The organism is Pseudomonas sp. Root329, assembly GCF_001424925.1.
Classification (GTDB): Bacteria; Pseudomonadota; Gammaproteobacteria; order Pseudomonadales; family Pseudomonadaceae; genus Aquipseudomonas; species Aquipseudomonas arabinosi.
This window is the reverse complement of sequence record NZ_LMCV01000012.1, coordinates 400,223-422,665: the sequence shown is the minus strand read 5'-3', so window position 1 is coordinate 422,665 and position 22,443 is coordinate 400,223. Positions and strand designations below refer to the sequence as shown.

20 protein-coding genes and 1 pseudogene are annotated in these 22,443 nt (G+C 59.3%); 7 read left to right on the top strand and 14 right to left on the bottom strand.

The genetic code is table 11. The features are described from left to right. Nucleotides 1–10: 10 nt before the first annotated feature. A pseudogene (locus tag ASC74_RS13440) lies at nt 11–1,516 on the top strand (IS3 family transposase); the annotation flags it as partial. 254 nt (nt 1,517–1,770) lie between these two features. On the opposite strand, the gene pepN reads toward ASC74_RS13440, so the two are convergent. From pepN to ASC74_RS13410, 6 genes are read right to left on the bottom strand one after another with little or no spacing between them, the layout of a single operon-like run. Beyond that, entirely contained in the window at nt 1,771–4,428 is a 2,658-nt protein-coding gene (gene pepN, locus ASC74_RS13435; protein ID WP_056741799.1) for an aminopeptidase N, read from the bottom strand. A gap of 10 nt (nt 4,429–4,438) precedes the next feature. Continuing rightward, complete coding sequence (locus ASC74_RS13430; protein ID WP_008152129.1) at nt 4,439–5,269, bottom strand: DUF2797 domain-containing protein; 831 nt, start codon at nt 5,267–5,269, stop codon at nt 4,439–4,441. Further along, nucleotides 5,266–5,526 (bottom strand): YeaC family protein, encoded by a 261-nt coding sequence (locus ASC74_RS13425; RefSeq protein WP_008152127.1) that lies wholly within the window; start codon nt 5,524–5,526, stop codon nt 5,266–5,268. Before ASC74_RS13425 ends, ASC74_RS13430 begins: the two co-directional genes overlap by 4 nt. A gap of 33 nt (nt 5,527–5,559) precedes the next feature. Continuing rightward, nucleotides 5,560–6,429, bottom strand: a complete 870-nt coding sequence (locus tag ASC74_RS13420) for a rhomboid family intramembrane serine protease (protein WP_056741798.1) — start codon at nt 6,427–6,429, stop codon at nt 5,560–5,562. Further along, the gene (locus ASC74_RS13415; protein WP_409201471.1) at nt 6,426–7,400 is read right to left on the bottom strand and encodes a metallophosphoesterase; all 975 of its coding nucleotides are present in this window, start codon (nt 7,398–7,400) and stop codon (nt 6,426–6,428) included. Before ASC74_RS13415 ends, ASC74_RS13420 begins: the two co-directional genes overlap by 4 nt. Continuing rightward, nucleotides 7,397–8,287 (bottom strand): NAD(+) kinase, encoded by an 891-nt coding sequence (locus tag ASC74_RS13410; RefSeq protein ID WP_007906781.1) that lies wholly within the window; start codon nt 8,285–8,287, stop codon nt 7,397–7,399. The genes ASC74_RS13415 and ASC74_RS13410 overlap by 4 nt, the downstream gene beginning before the upstream one ends. Before the next feature lie 107 nt (nt 8,288–8,394). Between ASC74_RS13410 and ASC74_RS13405 the strand changes: the two genes are divergently transcribed. After that, on the top strand, nt 8,395–9,345 hold the full coding sequence (locus tag ASC74_RS13405; protein ID WP_056741797.1) for a DUF1853 family protein: 951 nt from the start codon (nt 8,395–8,397) through the stop codon (nt 9,343–9,345). Nucleotides 9,346–9,458: 113 nt separating this feature from the next. Here ASC74_RS13405 and ASC74_RS13400 read toward each other — a convergent pair whose 3' ends face one another. Both ASC74_RS13400 and ASC74_RS13395 read right to left on the bottom strand, forming a co-directional pair. Further along, nucleotides 9,459–10,742, bottom strand: coding sequence for an arsenic transporter (locus ASC74_RS13400; RefSeq protein ID WP_056741796.1), 1,284 nt, complete (start codon nt 10,740–10,742; stop codon nt 9,459–9,461). 262 nt (nt 10,743–11,004) lie between these two features. Beyond that, nucleotides 11,005–12,108 carry a DUF2855 family protein gene (locus ASC74_RS13395; protein WP_056741795.1) on the bottom strand — a complete coding sequence of 368 codons (1,104 nt, stop codon included), beginning with the start codon at nt 12,106–12,108 and terminating at the stop codon, nt 11,005–11,007. Between the two features lie 55 nt (nt 12,109–12,163). Between ASC74_RS13395 and ASC74_RS13390 the strand changes: the two genes are divergently transcribed. Beyond that, the gene (locus ASC74_RS13390; RefSeq protein WP_056741794.1) at nt 12,164–12,817 is read left to right on the top strand and encodes a TetR/AcrR family transcriptional regulator; all 654 of its coding nucleotides are present in this window, start codon (nt 12,164–12,166) and stop codon (nt 12,815–12,817) included. Between the two features lie 7 nt (nt 12,818–12,824). On the opposite strand, the gene ASC74_RS13385 is transcribed toward ASC74_RS13390, so the two are convergent. Beyond that, complete coding sequence (locus ASC74_RS13385) at nt 12,825–13,385, bottom strand: NADPH-dependent FMN reductase (RefSeq protein ID WP_056741793.1); 561 nt, start codon at nt 13,383–13,385, stop codon at nt 12,825–12,827. Between the two features lie 176 nt (nt 13,386–13,561). Here ASC74_RS13385 and ASC74_RS13380 point away from each other — a divergent pair, with 176 nt between their 5' ends. Next, the gene (locus ASC74_RS13380; protein ID WP_046048837.1) at nt 13,562–13,822 is read left to right on the top strand and encodes a hypothetical protein; all 261 of its coding nucleotides are present in this window, start codon (nt 13,562–13,564) and stop codon (nt 13,820–13,822) included. A gap of 88 nt (nt 13,823–13,910) precedes the next feature. Next, nucleotides 13,911–14,804, top strand: a complete 894-nt coding sequence (locus tag ASC74_RS13375; RefSeq protein WP_056741792.1) for a LysR family transcriptional regulator — start codon at nt 13,911–13,913, stop codon at nt 14,802–14,804. On the opposite strand, the gene ASC74_RS13370 is transcribed toward ASC74_RS13375, so the two are convergent. From ASC74_RS13370 to ASC74_RS13350, 5 genes are all read right to left on the bottom strand, one after another. Beyond that, nucleotides 14,770–15,384, bottom strand: coding sequence for a GNAT family N-acetyltransferase (locus ASC74_RS13370; protein ID WP_056741791.1), 615 nt, complete (start codon nt 15,382–15,384; stop codon nt 14,770–14,772). The genes ASC74_RS13375 and ASC74_RS13370 overlap by 35 nt on opposite strands. A 14-nt stretch (nt 15,385–15,398) precedes the next feature. Beyond that, nucleotides 15,399–17,654 (bottom strand): Orn/Lys/Arg decarboxylase N-terminal domain-containing protein, encoded by a 2,256-nt coding sequence (locus tag ASC74_RS13365; protein ID WP_056741790.1) that lies wholly within the window; start codon nt 17,652–17,654, stop codon nt 15,399–15,401. Nucleotides 17,655–17,780: 126 nt separating this feature from the next. Next, nucleotides 17,781–18,539 (bottom strand): DNA polymerase III subunit epsilon, encoded by a 759-nt coding sequence (dnaQ, locus tag ASC74_RS13360; protein WP_033054619.1) that lies wholly within the window; start codon nt 18,537–18,539, stop codon nt 17,781–17,783. 154 nt (nt 18,540–18,693) lie between these two features. Next, entirely contained in the window at nt 18,694–19,146 is a 453-nt protein-coding gene (gene rnhA / locus ASC74_RS13355) for a ribonuclease HI (protein WP_008152099.1), read from the bottom strand. 93 nt (nt 19,147–19,239) lie between these two features. Continuing rightward, entirely contained in the window at nt 19,240–19,998 is a 759-nt protein-coding gene (locus tag ASC74_RS13350; protein ID WP_008152097.1) for a methyltransferase domain-containing protein, read from the bottom strand. Nucleotides 19,999–20,063: 65 nt separating this feature from the next. On the opposite strand from ASC74_RS13350, the gene gloB reads away from it, so the two are divergent. Together gloB and ASC74_RS13340 are read left to right on the top strand one after the other, a co-directional pair. Beyond that, the gene (gloB, locus tag ASC74_RS13345; protein WP_056741789.1) at nt 20,064–20,831 is read left to right on the top strand and encodes a hydroxyacylglutathione hydrolase; all 768 of its coding nucleotides are present in this window, start codon (nt 20,064–20,066) and stop codon (nt 20,829–20,831) included. 99 nt (nt 20,832–20,930) lie between these two features. Beyond that, nucleotides 20,931–22,385 (top strand): transglycosylase SLT domain-containing protein, encoded by a 1,455-nt coding sequence (locus ASC74_RS13340; protein WP_056741788.1) that lies wholly within the window; start codon nt 20,931–20,933, stop codon nt 22,383–22,385. The last annotated feature ends 58 nt before the right edge of the window (nt 22,386–22,443 follow it).

Genomic DNA, 22,443 nt, shown 5'->3' with positions numbered 1-22,443 from the left:
AATGTCCAAAATGGGCAAGCGATACGAAAGCGACTTCAAAGACTGGGTCGTTCTGCAAATGATGCCGCCCCTCAATCGATCAGTGGCAGAACTTGCCGTTGCGCTCAATCTCACGCCACAGTCACTGCGAAACTGGAGGCAAATGGCTAGAGATAAGGGCTTGATCGTTCCGGGAAACGGCAAGACCAGTGATCAATGGTCAAGCGCCGATAAATTCAATGCGGTCATGGAAACCGCGCCATTGAGCGAGGTKGAGATCTCTCAGTACTGCCGAATCAAGGGCATTTACCCTGAGCAAATCCAACAGTGGCGAGTGGCTTGCCAAAACGCCAATCCRGTTGTTGATCTCAACTCTCGAACCTCCAAGACAGCCGAGGAACGGCGCATCAAAGTACTTGAGCGTCAACTGATCCAGTCTGATGCCGGTCGTGCGGAGGCGGTGGCCTTGCTGGAGCTCAGAAAAAAAGCCAATGCGATCTGGGGCAAGGACAAGGAAGACTGATCAACGCCTCTGATCGTACGCACGCCATGAAGTTGATTGCAGACGCGGTGCTGAATGGTGCTCGTCGATATCGAGCCTGTAATGAGCTGGGGCTGAGCCTGCGAACAGTTCAACGCTGGCGACACGCTGACTGTGATGGGCGACTGCTGGCTCAGCGGGCAATGCCGACGAACAAGCTCAGTGAGGCAGAGCGCCAAGCGGTTCTTGATGCTGCCAATCAGGCTGGCTACGCCAGCCTCACCCCGCACCAAATCGTTCCTAAGCTGGCTGATAAAGGCATCTATCTGGCTTCGGAGTCGACGTTTTATCGTGTGTTAAAAGCCGCCAATCAAAACGTGCGTCGTGGCCGTACCAAAGCCCCAAAACGCAGGGTGCTGACGACGCATCGYGCTGACGCTCCCAATCAAGTGTGGTGTTGGGATATCACTTGGCTGCCCAGCACTGTCAAAGGTCGTTTTTTCTACTGGTACATGGTCAAGGATGTCTTCAGCCGCAAGCTGGTTGCCAATGAAGTGCATGAGGTTGAATGCGCTGAACACGCGTGTGAGCTGCTCARAAAAGGATGCTTACGTGAACACACAGCAGGTCGTCCGTTGGTGCTGCACTCGGATAACGGCCACGTTATGAGAGGCTCTTTGTTACGTGAAAGCATGATMGCCCTGGGCGTCGAACCCTCTTTTAGCCGGCCAAGGGTGAGCAATGATAACGCCTATGCCGAGGCACTTTTTCGCACCGCAAAGTACTGCCCACTCTGGCCGGATCAACCATTTGATACGGTCACGGAAGCAAGGCTTTGGGTACAGAAATTTATCGAGTGGTACAACGAAGATCACCGCCACAGTGCTTTGAAATACGTGACACCAAACGAACGCCACGAAGGCAAAGCTACAGCTTTATTAAAAGCTAGAGCAGCGCTGTATGAAGATGCGAGGGAAGCTAATCCGAGCCGCTGGAGTACTCGGACACGGAACTGGAAGCTCGCAGATGCGGTGTATTTAAACCCGGAACGCCCTGNATGAAGATGCGAGGGAAGCTAATCCGAGCCGCTGGAGTACTCGGACACGGAACTGGAAGCTCGCAGATGCGGTGTATTTAAACCCGGAACGCCCTGWAATTAGGGGCGCAACGGGCTAACAACTGTAGGAGCAAGGCGACAGGTACCTTGACACGTACCGGTTTGAAAAAAAGTGAGTCGCCGTAAGGGCGAAACCCTAAGTGGCCGTTACCGCAGRAATGGATATACACCCCCGCGGAAACAAGACCCAAACTCAGGCCAGGCTTTTGCTGACCACCTCAAACACATCGCTCGACAACTGACCCGAAGCACGAATCCGCTCCAACTCACCTTTCATCAACGCCTGACGCGCATCGTCATACTTGCGCCAGCGAGTCAGCGGCGCCAATTGCCGAGAAGCGATCTGCGGATTAAACCCGTTCAACTCAATCACCAGATCCGCGAGGAACCGATAACCCGAACCATCGGCCGCATGGAAGTTGATCAGGTTCTGCCCGGCAAACGCACCGACCAATGCCCGCACTTTGTTTGGGTTCTTGATGTTGAACGCCGGATGCTGCATCAACGCCTTGACCCGCTCCAGACCACCGGGCAACACGCTGCCCGCCTGGACGCTGAACCACTGATCCATGACCAGCGGATTGTCCTTGAAGTGCTCGGCAAAACTCGCCAATGCCGTGGCCTTCTCTTCTTCGAACGACGAATTCACCAACACTGCCAACGCCGTCAAGCGCTCGGTCATGTTGTCGCTGGTCTCGAACTGCTCAAGCGTCGCCGCCACCACTTGCGGTTTACCGCTGAGCATCAGGTAGGACAGCGCAATGTTCTGCAATGCGCGACGAGCGAAGTGCTCGGCCTCAGCCACATACGGGGTTTTCTTCGACAGATCGCGATTGGCCTGATAACGCAGCCACAACGCTTCGAACAAACCTTCTGCCAATTGTTTACGAGCAAACTCGCGAGCGATGTGAATGGCGTCAACGTCCGCCACTTCGCTGATTTCGGTGAGGTACGCCTCGCCCGGCAGCGAAAGCATTTCGGCAACCATCGCCTGATCCAGCGTCTCGTCGGACAACACGGTGCGCAAGGCAGAAATCAAACGCTGATCCAGCACCAGTTTCTCGCCCTTTTGCTGCTGAGCAATCAGCTCTTGCAGCACCTGAACCGACAATTGCTGACCCGCATCCCAGCGGTTGAACCCGTCGCTGTCGTGCTGCATCAGGAACATCAGTTGATCGCGGTTGTACGGGAAGCTCAGTTTCACCGGCGCCGAGAAGCCACGCAGCAACGAAGGCAATGGCTGTTCCGCGATGTCGATGAAGGTGAATGTCTGCTCGGCTTCGGTCACCGAAATGACCCGTGAGGTGCCCTGGGCGCTGGCTTCACCGGAAAGACGCAACGCAATGGCCGCGCCTTTGGCGTCCAGCAGGCCCAACTCGACCGGGATCACGAACGGCAACTTCTCAACCTTGTCCGGGGTTGCCGGGCAGCTTTGACGGAACGTCAGGCTGTAGGTTTTCGCCGCCGCGTCATAGGACTCGCTGACCGCCAAACGCGGTGTACCGGCCTGGCTGTACCAGCGTTTGAACTGGTTCAGGTCGACACCGTTGCCGTCTTCCATTGCCTTGATGAAGTCGTCGCAAGTCACGGCCTGGCCATCATGGCGTTCGAAGTACAGGTCGCTGCCTTTGCGGAAGCCTTCGGCGCCGAGCAAGGTGTGGATCATGCCGACCACTTCCGAACCCTTTTCGTACACGGTCAGGGTGTAGAAGTTGGAAATCTCGATGAAGCTGTCCGGGCGCACGGCGTGAGCCATGGGACCAGCATCTTCGGCGAACTGGTGGGTGCGCAGGTACGCCACGTCCTGGATGCGCTTGACCGTGGCCGAGTTCATGTCGGCGGAGAAGCCCGAATCGCGGAACACGGTGAAGCCTTCCTTGAGCGACAACTGGAACCAGTCGCGGCAGGTCACGCGGTTGCCCGACCAGTTGTGGAAGTATTCGTGGGCAACAATCGCCTCGACCCGCTGGTGCGCGGCGTCGGTCGCGGTTTCGGCGCGGGCCAGCACGGCGCTCGAGTTGAAGATGTTGAGGCCCTTGTTCTCCATGGCGCCCATGTTGAAGTCGTTGACCGCGACGATCATGAAGATGTCCAGGTCGTACTCGCGACCGTAAACCTCTTCGTCCCAGCGCATGGACTTCTTCAGGCTGTTCATGGCGTGCTGGCACTTGTCGATGTTTTCCGGCTCGACATAAATGCGCAGCGCCACGGAGCGCTCGGTCATGGTGGTGAAGGTGTCTTCGACGCACCACAAATCACCGGCCACCAGCGCGAACAGGTAGGCAGGTTTCTTGAACGGATCTTCCCAGGTCGCCCAGTGCCGGCCGTCTTCACCCGGACCGCTGGCAATCGGGTTGCCGTTGGACAGCAACACCGGATAACTGTGCTGCTCGGCAACCACCGTGGTGGTGAACGTGCTCATCACGTCCGGACGGTCGAGGTAATAGGTGATCTTGCGGAAGCCTTCGGCCTCGCACTGGGTGCAGAACATCGTGCCGGATTTGTACAGGCCTTCCAGCGCGGTGTTGGTTTCCGGGTGGATCTTGACGCTGGTATCGACCGTGAAGGTGGTGCTGGTCGGGTGCAGGGTCAGGTGATTCTCGGTCAGTTGGTAGTCCGCGTCGCTCAGCTCGCGATCAGCCAGGGTCACCGACAGCAATTCAAGCTGTTGGCCATCCAGCACCAGCGGCGGCAGGCCCGGGCCACGTTCAGGATTGCGGCGCATCACCAGTTGCGCATGGACCAGGCTGTGGTCCTCGAACAACTCGAAGGTCAGGTGCGTCTCGTCGATCAGGTACTCGGGCGCCTGATAGTCCTTCAGGTAGATCATCTTCGGTTGTTCGGTGCGCATGCTGGAGTCCTTACTGATGCACGGCGAGCTGGTAGGCCGTGTATTTACGAATATTGATTACGCCGGTGTCGAAAATCAGGTACTGGCCCTTGATTCCCAACAGCGTGCCTTCGGCGATCGGATTCTTGTCCAGGTTGAAGCTGACGATTTTGGCCGGGTATTGCTCGACCGGATAGCGGATTTCGAGCGTTTCTACATCGGTAATGGTCTGGATCGCCTGTAGGCCGAATCGTTCCTGCAAACTTTGCAATCCTTCGGCGCAACTGTCGAACAGCTGATCACGAACCTGCGCCAGGTCGACCGACACCGCGTCGCCCTTGAGTAATGCACGCCAGTTGGTCTTGTCCGCCACCTGACTGCGGAACAGGTCTTCGACGAAACCCGACTGCTGACGGGTCGAAACCCGCATGATTGGCAAGGCCTGACGGGCGCCCTGATCGATCCAACGGGTCGGCAGCTGGGTGGCGCGGGTAATCCCGACCTTCACCCCCGAGGAGTTGGACAGATACACAATGTGATCCGTCATGCAGAACTTCTCGCCCCACTCCGGCTCACGGCAGGTGCCAGCGTCGTAGTGGCAACGCTCAGGGCTCATGATGCAGATATCGCACTGGGCCAGTTTGGTCATGCACGGGTAGCAGTAACCCTGACTGAAACTGGTTTTGGTCTTGCGTCCACAATGGGTGCAGTGAATAGCGCCCAGGTATTCCAGGCGCACCGTGGTCCCGATCAATGGATTGACCGGCACCTCGACGTCGTCCAGACGAAACGCGTACTGCACGTTCGGCCCGTCAAGGCGCGCCGACATTTTGCTGATTGCACCGCGGCCAATCTCGATCAATGGACGGCATCCGACTTGAACAGGATATTCGGCACTTCGATCGACTTGGAGCCGCACTCCTGCACGCCCATGTAACCAGTGCGCTGGTCTTCGGGCAGGTTCTGGATTTCCCAGGCGATCATCGCTTGCAGCGACAGTTCGCGTTGTTCGGCGGTGAGTTTGCCACCGTCGGACCATTTACCGATTTCCACTGCCAGTTTCAGGCTCTGGTAGATATCAGGGGTGATGTTGTTGATCATTTCGTTAAAAGAGGACATCAAGGGCTCCGCGCTCTTTAATACATAACTGTTTTAGGCGGCCAGTTTACGGCGGTTGTACAAACCACCCAACAAGCCGGTCAAGCATCCGACGAGCAACCCGCCGACGTGCGCCGCATTGGCAATTTCACCGAAGCCGATCATCGAGACCAGCCCGGACAGGCACAGCAGCAGCCACACCAGCATCATCACCAGCACGCCGCGCGGCAGGCTATAAGCACGGTTCGGCGAAATCAGCTGGAAAATCCAGCAATGCCCAAGTAGACCGTAGAGCACGCCGGACAACCCGCCGAACAGGGTCGGGCCACTGAAATAATACTGGGCGTAGTTAGACACCAGACTGAAGAGCAAGGTCAGACCAATCAGGTTGATACTGCCCTGGCGCGACTCAATGCGTCGTCCCAGTTCCCAATACCACATGCCGTTCATGGCCAGGTGCAGGATGCCGAAGTGGATCAGCATCGGTGTCGCCAGACGCCACCATTGCCCCGCCGCCAGACTGTCGGCCAATGGCACGAAGTGGATGTACTCGCCGACAACGCGAAAATCGAGGAAGGTCAGCCAGCGCATCGTGTCGAGGTTTTCGCCCAGCAGCGTCACCGCGCCGACAAGCAGGCTCAGCAGCAACACGAACGCTGTCGCCTTGGCGTGGCGCAGTTGCTCGACGAAACTTGGGCGCTTTATGGTTTGCGCCACCGGAATATCCAGCTGTTGATCGGGATCACCGGCCGGGAAGCGTTCGTACAACGAGCGCACGTCTTCGCTGATGTTGGCCGGCACCCATAGCACCTGCTCTCCCGCCTCTTCGCTGACCCGATGCGGCACCTGCATGCGTTGCAGCAGTTTGACGAACCCGCTCAAGTCCACCGCCAGCGGCAGCCGTAAAACAGCAACGGCACTCATCGCAGCACCTCCGGCCGCTCGACATCGACCCAGACAAATTTATGCGGGTCGAGACGGGTTTCCTGGTCCAGACGATAGGCGACCAGTTTGCCGTAGAGCACGGCGCTGTAATCCAGACAGGCCAGGTTCGGCCGGATCGGCACCGGTTTGCCGCTGCGCCAGTAATGGCCCACGAACAACAGTGGCTCATCAACGCCATAGCGCAGCAAGGTGTTTTTTTCAGTGGACGACAGCGGCGTCCGGGCCACCGGTTCGGGCAAGGCGTCGGGCTGGAACACGATGTCTCCGTAGGTTTGCGGGTCGTCTTCCCAGAATTTGGTGCGGAAGAACGAACGCGTCAGGCCATCGCCGCTGGTCATGGTCAGCCCATGAGGCAAGCGCATGTCGGTGCCACGCAACAGGCGGTCGAACACGGTGCAGGCGAAACTGCCCGGTACGGCCGAGGCCTGGAGGAAGTGCTCGTCGACGCAACCGTTGGGGAATAGCGCGCGCAATGGTTCGATCAGCCCCGCGTCCCAGCAGGCATGCACCACGCGGAAACGCCCGGCATCGACGAACAATGGCATCTCATAGAACCATTGCAGGAAGTCATGCCAGTCAGCCGGATGGTCTTCGAACTGGGTCAGGGTTTCGTTCAGCAAACGGGCATGGCGCGGGGTGTGTTCACGCACGAACTGCTTGCCGCTGCCCGGAGGCGCCGGCGTGCTCCAGCCGAGGGCGTTGAATTCATGGTTACCCATGATGCACAGCGCCTGACCCGCTTCGACCATGTCGTGAACGATGTGCAGCGCTTCGCGAATCCGCGGGCCGCGGTCGATGATGTCGCCGACGAACACCGCCATGCGCGACGGATGCCGCCAGACGCCACGTTGTTTTTGATAGCCGAGCCGGTCGAGCAAGTGCTCAAGGGTCAGAGCGCAACCGTGCACGTCACCGATCAGGTCGTAGCTACGCGCGGGATCGAGCATCAGTCGCCTCCACCACCCAACTTGCTGCCCCAGCCGAGTTTGGTCCGGCAGACTTCATAATAGTTGTGGTCGAGCGGGTGAATCAGCCGCAGCTTCTGGGCCTTCTTGCTGATGGTGATGGTGTCACCCGGCGCGCAGGTGAAATGATTCTGCCCGTCACAGGAGACTTGCGGGTAAATCTGCATATCTTTGGACACGACGATTTTCAGCTCACTGTTGCCATCGACCACAATCGGCCTGCCCGACAAGGTATGGGGGTACATCGGCACAATCACAATAGCGTCGAGCTTGGGATGCATGATCGGCCCGCCCGCCGACAGCGCGTAGGCAGTCGAACCGGTCGGCGTGGCGACGATCAGGCCGTCGGCCTTCTGGCTGCAGACGAACTGGCCGTCGATGTACAACTCGAACTCGATCATCCGCGTCGATTTGCCGGGGTGCAGCACCACATCGTTCAGCGCGTCGCCCTGACCAATGGCCTCGGCGTGGCGGCGGACTTCGGCTTGCAGCAGGAAGCGGTTCTCGACCAGATAGTGGCCGTCGAGCACTTCGGCGACTTTGACTTCCAGCTCATCGGGGCGAATATCGGTCAGAAAGCCCAGGCTGCCACGGTTGATGCCGAGCACCGGAATATTGTGTCGGGCCAGTGCGCGGGCGGCGCCGAGCAGGCTGCCGTCACCACCGACCACAATCACCATGTCACAGACTTCGCCGAGCATCTTGCGCGACGAGGTTTGCAAGCCATGACCCGGCAAGACTTCGGCGATGGTGTCTTCGAGGATCACGTGCAGGTGACGATCGAGCAGAAACCGTTTCAGTCGGCGGACGGTATCCAGCACCTGAGAACTGCCCAGGCGACCGATGATGCCGATATTACGAAATTGCTCCATGAGGTTCCTGCGCGGCGGCGAAAAACACGATTATGGGCGAAAGCGCGGGATAGACAAAATCCTTTCAGCCACAACGGTGTACTCACGATTGAGGCTATGCTCGCAAGATGATCCTATTTCCCGATTTGCTGCAGTTACCCCACCAGTTGCGCCACCCCGAAGTGCGCGACCTGGCCTGGGTCATCCTCGCGCCGCCGATGCTTGGCGTCACGACGTGGCCGCAGCGTCATCCGCTGACCGGCAGTGACTGGGTACAAGCGCCTGAGCAGCTGGAACGGTGGCTGCGGCAACTCGATCACGACAGTTATGACTTGCTGCACTGGCTGGCGCAGGCCCGGACCCGGCGATTGGGCTTGTACTACGAACGCCTCTGGCAATATGCCGTGCGGCACGCGCCGGGTATCGACCTGATTGCCGCCAATATGCCGATCCGCCGCGAAGGCCACACGCTGGGCGAGCTGGACATGCTGCTGCGCGATCGTGACGGCGTGCATCATCTGGAACTGGCGATCAAACTTTACCTTGGCCCGCAAAATGGCGACGGACACGACACGGCGCAGTGGCTCGGCCCCGGCTGCCACGATCGACTGGACCGCAAACTGGCCCATCTGACTCAGCATCAATTGCCGATTTCGGCGCGCCCGGAGAGCCGTGAAGTATTGGCGGCGCTGGATATCCAGCAGTTCAGTGCGCATTTGTGGCTGGGCGGTTATTTGCTGTATCCGTGGCCGGGACCGGCCGAGCCACCGATTGGCGCACATCCCCAGCATTTACGCGGTAGCTGGCTGCACCAGAAGGACTGGGCAGACTTCGTCGTGCAGCGCCCGTTCGGTCGCTGGCAACCCCTGCCCCGCCATGCCTGGCTGGCACCGGCGCACTATCCGGAGGAGCAGACCTGGAGCACTGAACAGCTGAATACCTGGCTCAGAGATCTGGAGCCACTGGCCCCGGCGCAGTTGCTGGTGCGACTCACAGAAAATGCCCAGGGTGACTGGGAAGAAGCCGAGCGGCTGTTTCTGGTGGCGGATCTTTGGCCGAATGTGCCTGGCAGTGGCTGAGTTTTGTGGTGACTGCAATGGCCCATTCGCGAGCAAGCCCGCTCCCACATTTGATCTCCTTATGACGAAGATCCCTGTGGGAGCGAGCTTGCTCGCGATAGGGCCAGCTCGGTTCAGATAGATAGCCTTAATGCCAACGCCGCCAACGTCACCAACAAAACAGGCACCGTCAGCACAATCCCGACCTTGAAGTAATACCCCCAGCCGATCCGAATGCTCTTGCGCTCCAGCACATGCAACCACAGCAACGTCGCCAGGCTACCGATCGGCGTAATCTTCGGCCCCAGGTCGCTGCCGATGACGTTGGCGTAGATCATCGCCTCCTTCACCACCCCGGTCGCCTGACTGGCATCGATCGACAGCAAACCGATCAGCACCGTCGGCAGGTTGTTCATCACCGACGACAGCAGCGCCGTCAGCACGCCCGTGCCCATGGCCGCGCCCCACACGCCGTAACCGGCAAAACCATCCAGCCATCCGGCCAGATACCCCGTGAGCCCGGCGTTACGCAGGCCATACACCACCAGGTACATGCCCAGCGAGAAAATCACGATATGCCAGGGCGCTTCTTTGATGACTTTGCGCGTGGATATTTTGTGACCACGGGCGGCAATGGCCAGCAGCAACACCGCGCACACCGCAGAAATGGCACTGATCGGAATCCCCAGCGGTTCCAGCGCGAAGCAGCCGAGCAGCAGAATCACCAACACGGCCCGACCGGCATAAAACGTGGCTTGGTCGTGGATCGCTGAAGCCGGATGCGCCAGTTGCTCGGGGTCGTAATCCTTGGGAATGTCACGACGGAAAAACCACATCAGCATCGCCAGCGTCGCCGCAACACTTACCAGGTTGACCGGGATCATCACCGCCGCGTAACGATTGAAACTGATGTGGAAGAAGTCCGCGGAAACGATATTCACCAGGTTCGACACCACCAACGGCAGGCTTGCCGTGTCAGCGATGAAACCGGCGCCCATGACGAACGCCAGTGTCGCCGCCGGGGAAAAGCGCAACGCCAGCAGCATGGAAATCACGATGGGCGTGAGAATCAGCGCCGCCCCGTCGTTGGCGAACAACGCCGACACCAACGCACCGAGCAGCACCATGTAAGCAAACAGCTTGCGTCCGCTGCCCCGTCCCCAACGGGCCACATGCAACGCCGCCCAGGCGAAGAACCCCGCCTCGTCCAGCAGCAGACTGATGACAATCAGCGCGACAAAAGTCCCGGTGGCGTTCCAGATAATCTGCCACACCAGCGGGATGTCGCTGAGGTGAACGACCCCGAAAATCAGCGCAAGCACCGCGCCGAATACCGCACTCCAGCCAACGCCAAGGCCTTTTGGCTGCCAGATCACCAAGGTGATGGTCAGCAGGAAAATCAACGATGCGGTCAACATGCAGTGCAGCCTTGTCGGAAAAACAAACCGCGATTCAGCCGCAACACACGAGCAGAGTAAAGCCCAAACTTGCTCCCCTACGCCTAAACGCACCGGGCTTGATGTAGCAGCTGCCGAGCCCGCGAGGCTGCGTTCGGCGACGAAGTCGTCGTAAACCCTGCGAACGCGGTGTTCCTGGGACACCGCAGTGCCTGACTTCACGACGACTGCGTCGCCGAACGCAGCCTCGCGGGCTCGGCAGCTGCTACCACAGATCAATGTGCTATAGCCGAATCACATGCCCCTCGATCGGTGCGATCTGGCCGTGGAACAGCCGGGCAATCACGCTCTGCGCGGCTTCATAGCCTTTGTCCTCGACCACTTCCAGCAATGGTGTATCAGTCGCCGTCAACTGCCGGTAGAAACGCTGCAAACCCTCACCAATATGCTGACTGACCCCTTCTGGGCCCCACTCGGTATTGCGCTTGCGGATCTGGATCGGCGCAAAAAAGAACACCGGTTGCGGCCCTTCAATGGCCGTCAATCTAGCCTCATCGGTGCTTTGCGCAGAACCGGCGAAGCAGCTGTAAATCAACTGCCCGGCAAAATGCTGGTGCACCTGATCTCGCAAATCCAGGTCGCCGGAAAAATCCACATACAACGTAGGGCGGTCATTGGCCAGGCTCGCCAGTTCTGCGTAGGTCACCGTTCGCTCGTAACAACCGAGTTTCTCGACAAACGCCTTGTTGCCGGTCGAGGTCAGCGCCACCCGCTCCAGGTCAGGGTGATTTTCCAGGCAGACCGCCGTGCCATAGGCGGTTTTGCTCGAAGCACTGGAGAACACCAGTCGGGTTGCGCCGAAAAACTGGTTGTCCTGGAGGAAGTCCGCGAGCATCGACGAGGTCAGGAACAGCGGCTTGAGCAAAATCTGTAGGTTTTCGGTTTCTGGGCTGTAGTACGAATCCCAACTGCAACGGGTGTATTGGTTGTAAGCCGACGTCAGTGCCAGCCGATGCTCGGCGGCGTCATAGAAGCCACGCTCGGTGACCCGTTCCGGGCGCATCCACAGATGGCTGGCAATCGGAAAATACCCGTAGAAGCGCTCCCCGACCTTGATGCCGGCCACATCAGACGCCACGACATCGGCAAAACCCCAGGCCGGGATGTGACCCCATTCCGCCAGCCCTGTTGGGAAGAACCCCCAGTAATTCATCGAATCGCCATACGCGGCATAGGTAATGTTGTTGGTGGTCAACGCGCACCGGTCGATCTTCAATATCACCTCTCCGGCAGCCGGAATCAGGCTACGTTGCTCCTGCTCGATTCGACTCTGGTCGAGGGCGTTTTTGCGGGTGATCAGGCGTGTTACCGTGCTCGGACTTTGCATCTTTCAGATTCCTGCTGCGAGTGAATGGCGGGTAGCACCAGAGTAGTGGCAGCCGATGAAGAGCGGGTTCGGAAACACCAAGGGCATCGCGTCCACCCTCAATCCCCGCGCAAAGCCGCTGAAACGGCCGAGTCAGGCCCGGGCGATTTTCACCGTAGAGGCAATTTACGAAGCGTTTGTTCGGATTTGGCAACGTGACGGCTGGTCGGGGTTGACCACGCGCGCGGTGGCCCTGGAAGCAGGCGTCGCCATTGGCACGTTGTACGATTACTTCCCGAGCAAGGAAGCCTTGTTGTCAGGTTACGTCCGACATTGCCTGGAGCAGCTGTTGCAGCAGGTGGATGAACAAGTGGTACAGCCCACGGATCTGGATTGGCAGACCCGGACCAACCGTCTGATACGCCTGACCTGTGACCCGGTCGAGGCCAGGCAACCGTTGTTCGACTATGAACTGATGACCTTCGAACACCAGATCGCCGAACCCAAACACCATCGGCGAGTGTTCCAGGAGCTGTCGCAGAAGTGGCGCGAAGCCTTCGCAGCCTGTACCGATTTGCCCGTATGCCCTTCAGAAACAACCATTGATGCCTGGCTAATCACGGCTTGGGGCGGTCGCCGTTATTGCGTCACCGCACAACCTGCGGCGGCGCAAACCGCCGCATGGCTGTTGGAGATCGAATCGATGATCTGTGGCCGGCTCCGCGGCTAAATGAGCGTCATTGCTTTTTATGCTGCTCAACCCACTGTCCATAAGCATTGATGAATTTTTGCAAAAACGGTTTGAGCGACTCGGACAGGTTGCCTGCCTCGTCGAACGCTGAACCAGCGCCGCTCAAGTAGGCTTCCGGTTGCTGCATGCACGGCACATCCAGAAACACCATGGACTGGCGCAGGTGATGGTTGGCGCCAAAACCGCCGATAGCGCCCGGCGAAGCACTGATCACCGCTCCGGGCTTGCCGCTCCAGGCACTCTTGCCATAGGGACGCGACCCCACATCGACCGCATTCTTCATCGGCGCTGGCACCGAACGGTTGTATTCGGGGGTCACGAACAGCACCGCGTCGGATGAGCTCACTTGTTGCCGGAAAGTGCTGTAGGCTGCCGGCGGTGAAGCACCATCGATGTCCTCGTTGTAGAGCGGCAGATCGCCGATTTCGACGATAACCAGTTTGAGATTGGCAGGCGCCAGGTCGGCCAGGGCCAGCGCCACCTTGCGATTGATCGATTCCTTTCTCAAGCTGCCGACCAGTACAGCGATCGTATAGACGTTGCTCATGGAAGATTCTCGACTGTCCGATGGAAAGAGTTAGTAGTTATAGATGACGATTCAAGCAGTGGGCGACTGAAAAACGCCGCCCCTGACTATTTTTTTCCTGTAGGAAAACTTACCTCGCCCAACCACGGTCTACAGAGCCGCAAATTGAGTGATTTATCCCCAGAGGTTCTAAGCAGATGGCAGCAGTACTCGTCGGTCAGTTCCATGCAAGAGACGCGGAAGGCCGCGTTTATTCCGTGCATGAGTTCCAGGAATCCACCCCGTCGGCAGACGGTCTCACTGGCTCGGTGCCTGTCACCACTTATAAGCTGGCCATTGGCGATCGCGTCAAAAAGCTCGATGACAACCAGTTTTTGCTGGTGCAATCGGACGTCACTATCGTGCGCGAACCCGACACCTATGTCGGCAGCCGGCCGGAAACCAACGTCGCTTCATAACCCCGTGTTATGAGCAGAAGTCATATGCGCGCACTTGAGTTAGGATTCAGCCACTGACTCCCTCACCTGCTGAACATGGACTTCACGCATGCGTTTACGTCATATCGAAGTGATCCAGGCGCTCCTGCAGACCGGTCACCTGGGCACCGCCGCCGAATGGCTGCAGTTGCCTGTGGCCGAAGTCGAAGGGATTCTGCGCGACGCCGAGGATCAGTTGGGTTTCATGCTGTTTTCCAGCGTGCGTGGACGCTTGCAGGCCACGCGCGAGGCGCGGGAGTTGCAGGTCCAGATCGCCCACGTCTATGACGCGCTCGAGCCGGTTCAGCGGCTGGCCAACAGCCTCAAGCAATATCAGGCTCCGCCCTTGCGGATCGTCTGCACGCCGCCCCTGTCACAGCAGCTATTGCCACAGAGCATTGCCGCCCTGCGCCGACGCCTTCCCGACGCGCCTTGCACCCTTCTGAGCCAACCTACCCGCGAGATCGTCAGAAACCTGCTGCTGCGCGAAAGCGATCTGGGCCTAAGCCTGCATGACCCCGATCACGCCGACATTCATTGTCAGGTGATCGCCCAAGGCAAACTTCAGCTGCTGGCACCCCACGGCTGGTTGCAACCCAAACAAAAGTACATCTCGCTGCAGGACCTGGCCGGCCAATCGATGGTGGGCCTGGAAGGTCATGATCCGCTGAGCCCGGCGCTGGAAAACAAACTGCATGCCCTGCGCCCTGCCCCGGTGATTCAAACCCGGGTACAGACTCACCAGATGATGCGCAGCATGGTCGAGGCCGGTGAAGGTCTGGCCATCGTCGACCCTTTCACCGCCCTCGGGGCTAAATCGGCCGGGCTGGATGCCTGCCCGCTGGCGCCGGCCGTGCCGATCAGCCTTTATGCCTTGACCCTCAAGAACGGCGAGCCATCACCGGCGATTCAGGCATTGCTGGGCATCATCACGGAACAAGCCGTGGCGATGTTGGCGAACTAAGCGGGGTTTCCAACGGGTTATCGAACAATCGATACCAGAACAGCGCCACTTCGGCGGTGTTCGGATCGATCCCGCGATAGCGCAGATGATCGATTCCGCCCAAGACGTAACCGCGGCGCTCATAGAGCCGGCAGGCCCCCAGGTTGTTGTTCTGGGTTTCAAGCATGATGCCCGGCAGTTTCTTTTTGCGGCTCCAGAACTGCGCCACATCTAGCAACGCCTTGGCCACGCCATGACGGCGCGCCGGCGCATGCACCGCCAACTCGTCGATGTGGGCAAAGCCGTTCCAGTTGGTGCTGACCACCAGGTGACCCACCGGCTCATCATCGAGATAAGCCATGAAAATCGCGCTGTCGGCGGCATCGCGGAAACTGCTGAACTCTTCGGGATCGATGCCGTAGCACTTTCGATAAGGCGTGATCGGCGTCACCGGCCATTGCTCCACCGGTTTACCGATTTCGGCTGCGCCGTAGGCCGCGACTTCAAAACTGAAATCGCTGCCCCAGATATAGGCCGCAAAACCTTCGTCGGCAACGCGCACCGACAGCCCTGGGTATTTCGGATTCATGATCGGTTGCATACTGGGAAAGGTCCTCATTCCTTGATGCAATCAACGGTGTAATGCCGTCCATTGCCCTCGTCTTCGTGTTGCAATCCGTGCACATCAGCGACAAACCCCGGGAAGCTGCTATCGAACGTGCGCGCAAATGCCAGGTAATCGATGATCGAGCGTGTCGACTCGGTAAAGCGCTCGCCGGGCATGATCAACGGAATCCCCGGCGGGTACGGCACCAGCATCACCGCGGCGATCCGCCCATCCAGAGCATCGATCGACACCGCTTCAACGTCGCCACGCACTAATTGATCATAGGCGTCAGACGGCTTGATGGCGATTTCCGGCAGCACTGTGTACATGCGCTTGAGGTGTTTGGCCGTGGCATTGCTGCGATAGCAGGCGTGCAGTTGATCGCACAGATCGCGCAAACCCATGCCCTGATAGCGCGCGACATTCTCTTGCACCACGCACGGCAGGCAAGTCGCGAGGCTGACATTGGCATCGTAGCTGCGCTTGAACTCCAGCAACTCGGTCAGCAACGTGCTCCATTTACCCTTGGTGATGCCCATGGAGAACAACACCAGGAATGAATACAGTCCGGTCTTTTCAACGACCAGCCCCCGTTCCCAAAGGAATTTGCTGACCACCGCCGCCGGAATCCCGCGTTCACTGAGAGCGCCGCCTGCCGTCAGGCCCGGCATCACCAACGTGACCTTGATCGGATCAAGCAGCACGTAGTCGTCGGTCACGCCGCCAAAGCCGTGCCAGTCGGCGTCGGGTTGCAGCAGCCAGTCATCGGTGACCACACGATTGATGCCTTCCACCGACGGCGGCTGCCAGATGGAAAACCACCAATCGTCAGCGGCGATGTGCTGGCGCAAATTGGCCAGCGCCCGGCGGAAACTCAGCGCTTCGTCGAACATTTCCTGCAACAGCGAACGCCCGGCCGGGCCTTCCATCATGGCCGACGCCACATCCAGCGAAGCGATGATGCTGTACTGCGGCGAGGTAGAGATGTGCATCATGAACGCTTCATTGAAGCGATCCCGATCCAGTTGCCGCGCGCCGCCGTCCTGGACGTGAATCATCGACGCCTGGCTGAACGCCGCCAGCAGTTTGTGGGTGGAATGGGTGGTGAACACCAGCGGGCCGTCGTCACTGCGGGACGTGCCCATGCCGTAACGTCCGGCGAAGAACTCGTGAAACGCCGCGTAGGCGTACCAGGCCTCATCGAAGTGCAAGACCTCGACGCTGTTGCCCAGTTGCTGCTTGATCAGCTCAGCGTTGTAGCAGAGGCCGTCGTACGTCGAATTGGTCACCACCGCCAACTTGACCTTGGGCGCCCGGCCCTTGGTCAGCGGGCTGGCGTCGATCTTGGCCTGAATCGATTCGCGGCTGAATTCGCTCAATGGAATCGGGCCGATGATCCCCAGCTCATTGCGCTCCGGGCACAGGTACAGCGGAATGGCGCCGGTCATGATGATCGAGTGCAATATCGACTTGTGGCAGTTGCGATCCACCAACACCAAGTCATCGCGAGCGACCATTGAATGCCAGACGATTTTGTTGGCGGTCGAGGTGCCATTGATTACGAAGAAGGTGTGATCGGCGCCGAAATTGCGGGCAGCACGGGCCTCGGCTTCTGCCAACGGACCGGTGTGATCGAGCAAAGAACCGAGTTCCGGCACCGACACCGACAAATCGGAACGCAGGGTATTTTCCCCGAAGAACTGGTGAAACGCCTGACCCACCGGGCTCTTGTGGTACGCCACGCCGCCGCCATGGCCGGGTGTGTGCCAGGAATAATTGGAGTCGGCCGTGTGCTGCACCAGCGCTTTGAAAAACGGCGGCAGCAGACCATCCAGATATTTGCGTGCCGCTCGGGCGACCTGCCTGGCCAGAAAAGGCACGGTGTCTTCGAACAGATAAAGAATCCCGCGCAGCTGATTGAGTTCGGCCATGGCGTCGGCGGGTGCATTCTCCAGGGTCACCTGCTCACCCAGCGCGAAGATCGGCAAGTCGGGCGCGCGCACCCGCGCCAGGCCGATCAGCTCGGCCATGTTGTGTAATAGATGAGAGTGAGTACTGGCGTCTTCGGCCGCAATCAACATGCAGGAAAGACCGTGATGGGTCGAGGCGACCAGACGTCCTTCGGTGTAATCCACCGCCGAGACAATGCTGAAGCCTTCCTGCTCCAGCTCCCGGGCGATGCCACGCACGCGATCACCGGCGACGGTGTCGGCCTTGATGTCGCGATGGACGATCAGGACCGGGAATTTCAAATCTTTATACATGAGGCTCAGTGTCCTGAGGCGGCAGACCGTGGTCCGCCAATCACCTCAGGGTAGAGGGTTCGAGCGCATGTGGCGAGTGCGGCGCCCCGAAGCAGGTCGTCGGGCGCACCATTGTGTGGCGAAAAATCAGGCTTGAGCCTTTGCCTCGGCCAGTTGTTGCCAGAGCGATGGGGCGCCGGCGGATTTGGCGATGGTTTCCAGGCGTGCCACGTGTTGGGCCAGGTCATCTTCGCTGGCACGGATAATCCGCGTCGGTTGACGGTCAGCCGGCAGACGACGTATCTCGGTGGCGGAATTATCCGCACCTTCCCCGGAACCGTTGCCGTCGGAAGCATTACCAGCCAGGGACAGGCTGGTCTGGCCGCCCGTCATGGTCAGGTAAACGTCGGCGAGGATCTCGGAGTCGAGCAAGGCGCCGTGCAGTTCACGACCGGAGTTGTCGACGCCATAGCGTTTGCACAAGGCGTCGAGGCTGTTGCGCTGCCCCGGGTGACGTTCCCGGGCCATCATCAGGGTGTCGAGGATCGAGCAGTGCTGCGTGATGTCCGCACGATCGTGCTGGCCCATCAGGGCAAATTCGTTGTTGATGAAGCCAACGTCGAACGCCGCGTTGTGGATGATCAGCTGCGCACCCTTGATGAATTCAAAGAACTCATCGGCGACTTCAGTGAAGCGCGGCTTGCCGACCAAAAATTCGTTGGTGATGCCGTGGACGCCGATGGCGCCTTCGTCACTCTCGCGGTCCGGTTGCAGGTAAACGTGGAAATGCCGGCCCGTCAGGCGCCGACCGATCAACTCGACACAACCGATTTCGATAATCCGGTGGCCGTCGGTCACCGGCATGCCGGTGGTTTCGGTATCGAGTACAACGGATCTGGTGGCCATCAGTGCTCAGCTCTCAACGGGTCATTCGTGCAAAAGCGGCGATGTTAACACGCTCGCCGGGGTCTTTCAGATACACCGTGTTGCCCCCATTCGCGAGCAGGCTCGCTCCCACTGATCGTTCCCACGCGGAGCGTGGGAACGATCAGTGTCGGGTTTAGGCCTGTTTGTACCCGCGCACTTCATCCACGCCACGGTTGGCCAATTGGTCGGCCCGTTCGTTGCCGTGATGGCCAATGTGCCCGCGCACCCATTTCCAGGTGACGTTGTGGCGATTGACCTGCTCATCCAGCAACTTCCACAGATCAGCGTTTTTCACCGGTTCTTTCGCGGCGGTTTTCCAGCCGCGCTTCTTCCAGTTGTCCATCCACTCGTTGATGCCTTTCATCACATACTGCGAGTCGGTGACCAGCAGCACGTCGCAGGAGCGTTTGAGTTCTTCAAGGCCGCGGATCGCGCCCATCAGCTCCATGCGGTTGTTGGTGGTGTTGGCTTCGCCGCCCCACAGTTCTTTTTCAATGCCCTTGCACACCAGCAAAGCGCCCCAGCCGCCAGGACCAGGATTGCCTTTGCAGGCGCCGTCAGTGAAGAGTTCTACGCTATCGCTCATGCCAATCTATCCAGAAAATGCGGTGGCTCGCCGATCGGTGATCGACGATGCCCGAGGCCGGGGCAAACCCGGCCGGGAAAAGTAAAAAGTGTATTACGGATCGATGCGGCGACGATTGACCTTGGCCATCGGCAATGGAATCAGCTTGCCCATCGGTTCGCGCCGCTCCTGACGGACGGGCCGCAGGCCCACCACGATCTTGCGCGCCACCAATAAATAGAAGCCGCCACCCGACAGTTGCCAGTCACCGGCCTTGCGCTCCCAACCGGCCAGACGAGCCTGCCAGGCGGGTGACGCAAGCGGCGGACGATAGCACCCGAAGCGGCGTTTCTCCAGCGCGAAGCCCAGCAGGTTCAGCCAGTCACCGACTCGCGACGGGGAGATGCAGCGAGCCTTGCGCAAGGCGTCGTGAGCAAACACGTGACGCAAACCCCAGGTGCTCCAGGGGTTGATCCCGACGATCAGCAGATGCCCGCCGGGCCGCACGCTGCTCGCCGCTTCACGCAGCAGACCGTGGGGCGACAGGCAGAAATCCAGCCCATGCTGCAACACCACCACATCGGCGGCATGCTCGCTCAACGGCCACGCCTGCTCTTCGCAGACGATCTCGACACCCGGCAACGGCGCGCCGAGCCGCACATTGCGCTGGACTTGCGGCGCCGACGGCGGCGTCTGGGCCGACGGGCCGTAATGCACCAGGTAGCCACCGAAGAACCGTCCCAACTCGTCTTCGAGCATGCGACGTTCTTCGTCCAGCAGAAATTGCCCGATGGGGCCGGACAGCCATTCACGGGCTGCGCTGATCAATGTCAGCCATTCAGGATCAGCCTGAGCGAACGCTTTATCGGTCATTGCATTCTCCAACGCGCCAGGAAGTTCTAAGATGCGCCATTGTTTTCCGCTTGGCGAATCCGACGATGATACAGATCAGTGCCCTGCCCGCCTTCACCGACAACTACATCTGGTTGTTACAAGACCACAGCACCCAGCGCTGCGCCGTGGTCGATCCGGGCGATGCCGCGCCAGTGCAGGCCTGGCTCGCCGCGCATCCGGGTTGGGTGTTGAGTGATATTTTGATCACTCACCATCATCATGACCACGTCGGCGGTGTCGAGCAGCTCAAAAAAGCGACAGACGCGACAGTCTACGGTCCGGCCAGCGAAACCATCCCGCTCCGGGACGTGGCCCTCAAGGACAATGACCGCGTCAGCGTGCTGGGCTGGGACTTCGATGTCTTTGCCGTCCCCGGCCACACCTTGGGGCATATCGCCTATTACCATCACGGTCTGCTGTTCTGCGGTGACACCCTGTTTGCTGCCGGTTGCGGGCGCTTGTTCGAAGGCACGCCGGAGCAGATGCATACCTCACTGACCCGCCTCGCCGCGCTGCCTGAAGATACGCTGGTCTACTGCACTCACGAATACACTTTGAGCAACCTGAAGTTTGCCGCAGCGGTCGAACCGGGCAATCCGGACACTGCCGCACGTCTGGAAAAAGTCACCGCACAACGGGAAGCCGGAATCATGACGCTGCCCTCTACTCTGGCGCTTGAAAAGCTTACCAACCCGTTTTTGCGTGTCGACGAAACATCCGTTAAAGAAAAAGTGGACGAACGGAATGGAACCCAAAACCGGGCTCCGAGTACGGTTTTTGCTGCTCTGCGTGCTTGGAAAGATAAGTTCTAAGTAGCCATCACGCTGGTACAAAAATTCTGAATGGTTGACCGCAGGGGGTGCGCTTTCTAGAATCGCCCGACATTTTTGCCCGGAACTTACTTCCAGCCAATGTCGTCATCTATTCGTAAAGCCATCAATTCAGACGCATTGACCCGCTTGGCTCAAGCCATTGCGGTGGCTGTGTCCGCCACTCTGGCGGGCTGCTCAAGCCATGTGCCGCAGACCGACGCGGCACACACTCCGAACATCGCCGCCCGGGCCAAGCAGAAACCTATCTGGCTCAGCGAAAAACCGACTCCACAAATTCCACAAGACGTCTGGGAGCGCATGCGCCAAGGCTTCCAGTTGCAGGACAACCTGGGCGTCAACCCGCGCATCGAGCAACAGCGCCTGTGGTTCGCCAGCAACCCGTCCTTCCTCGAAAACGCCGGCGAACGCGGCAGCCTGTACATTCACTACATCGTCGAACGCCTTGAAGAACGCAACATGCCGCTGGAACTGGCACTGCTGCCAGTGATTGAAAGCGCCTACAACCCGATGGCCTATTCCCGGGCCGACGCGGTTGGCTTGTGGCAATTCATCCCTTCCACCGGGCGTTACTTCAACCTGCGTCAAACCCGTTTCTATGATGGCCGTCGCGATATCACCGCCTCGACCACTGCGGCCATGGATTACCTGACCCGCCTGCACGACATGTTCAACGGCGACTGGCTGCTGGCCCTGGCGGCCTATAACGCCGGCGAAGGCACGGTCAGCCGGGCCATCGAGCGCAACGAAAAGCTCGGTTTGCCGACCGATTACTGGAACCTGCCGCTGCCGGCCGAAACCCAGGCCTACGTGCCAAAGCTGCTGGCCCTGTCACAAGTGGTGCTGGCACCTGAAGCCTACGGCGTGAACCTGAACCCGATCGCCAACGAACCGTACTTCCAGGTCGTCGAAATCAACCAGCGCATGGACCTGTCCAAGGTCGCCGCGGTGGCTAACATCGACGAAGACGAACTGTTCCAGCTCAACCCGGCCTTCAAGCAGCGCACCACCATCGATGGCCCCCAGCATTTGCTGGTGCCAACGTCCAAGGCGCAACTGCTGACCGCCAGCCTGTCGACCATGCGTCCTGAAGAGTTGATCAGCAAGAAGCCGCTCAAGCCGGTATTCGAAGGCTCGGACGACTCCGAACTCGCCAGCCTCAAACGCGTTTACCGCGTTAAACGCGGGGACAACCTGGCCGCCATCGCCAAGGCCAACAAGGTCGACGTCAAGGACCTGCAACGCTGGAACAAGCTGACCGGCAAGAATCTCAAGGCCGGTCAGGCGCTGGTCATGCAGGACACCACGAAGCGCAGCAGCGGTCGGGTCAACACCGTCGTGGCGGCGAACAGCAAAGCAAACAGTAAAGCTGACCAACAGAAGCCGCAGACCCAGTACAAGGTCCAGCAAGGCGACTCGCTGTACATGGTCGCCAAGCGTTTCAACGTTGAAATGCAGCACCTCAAGCGCTGGAATCCGCGTGTTGGCCAGGCGCTGAAGCCTGGCCAGATGCTGACGGTGGCTTCCCCACGCTAAAATGAGCCCCTGATTTCAGGGGCTTTTTTTCGCCCAAGGATTTACCCAAACCCTTGTA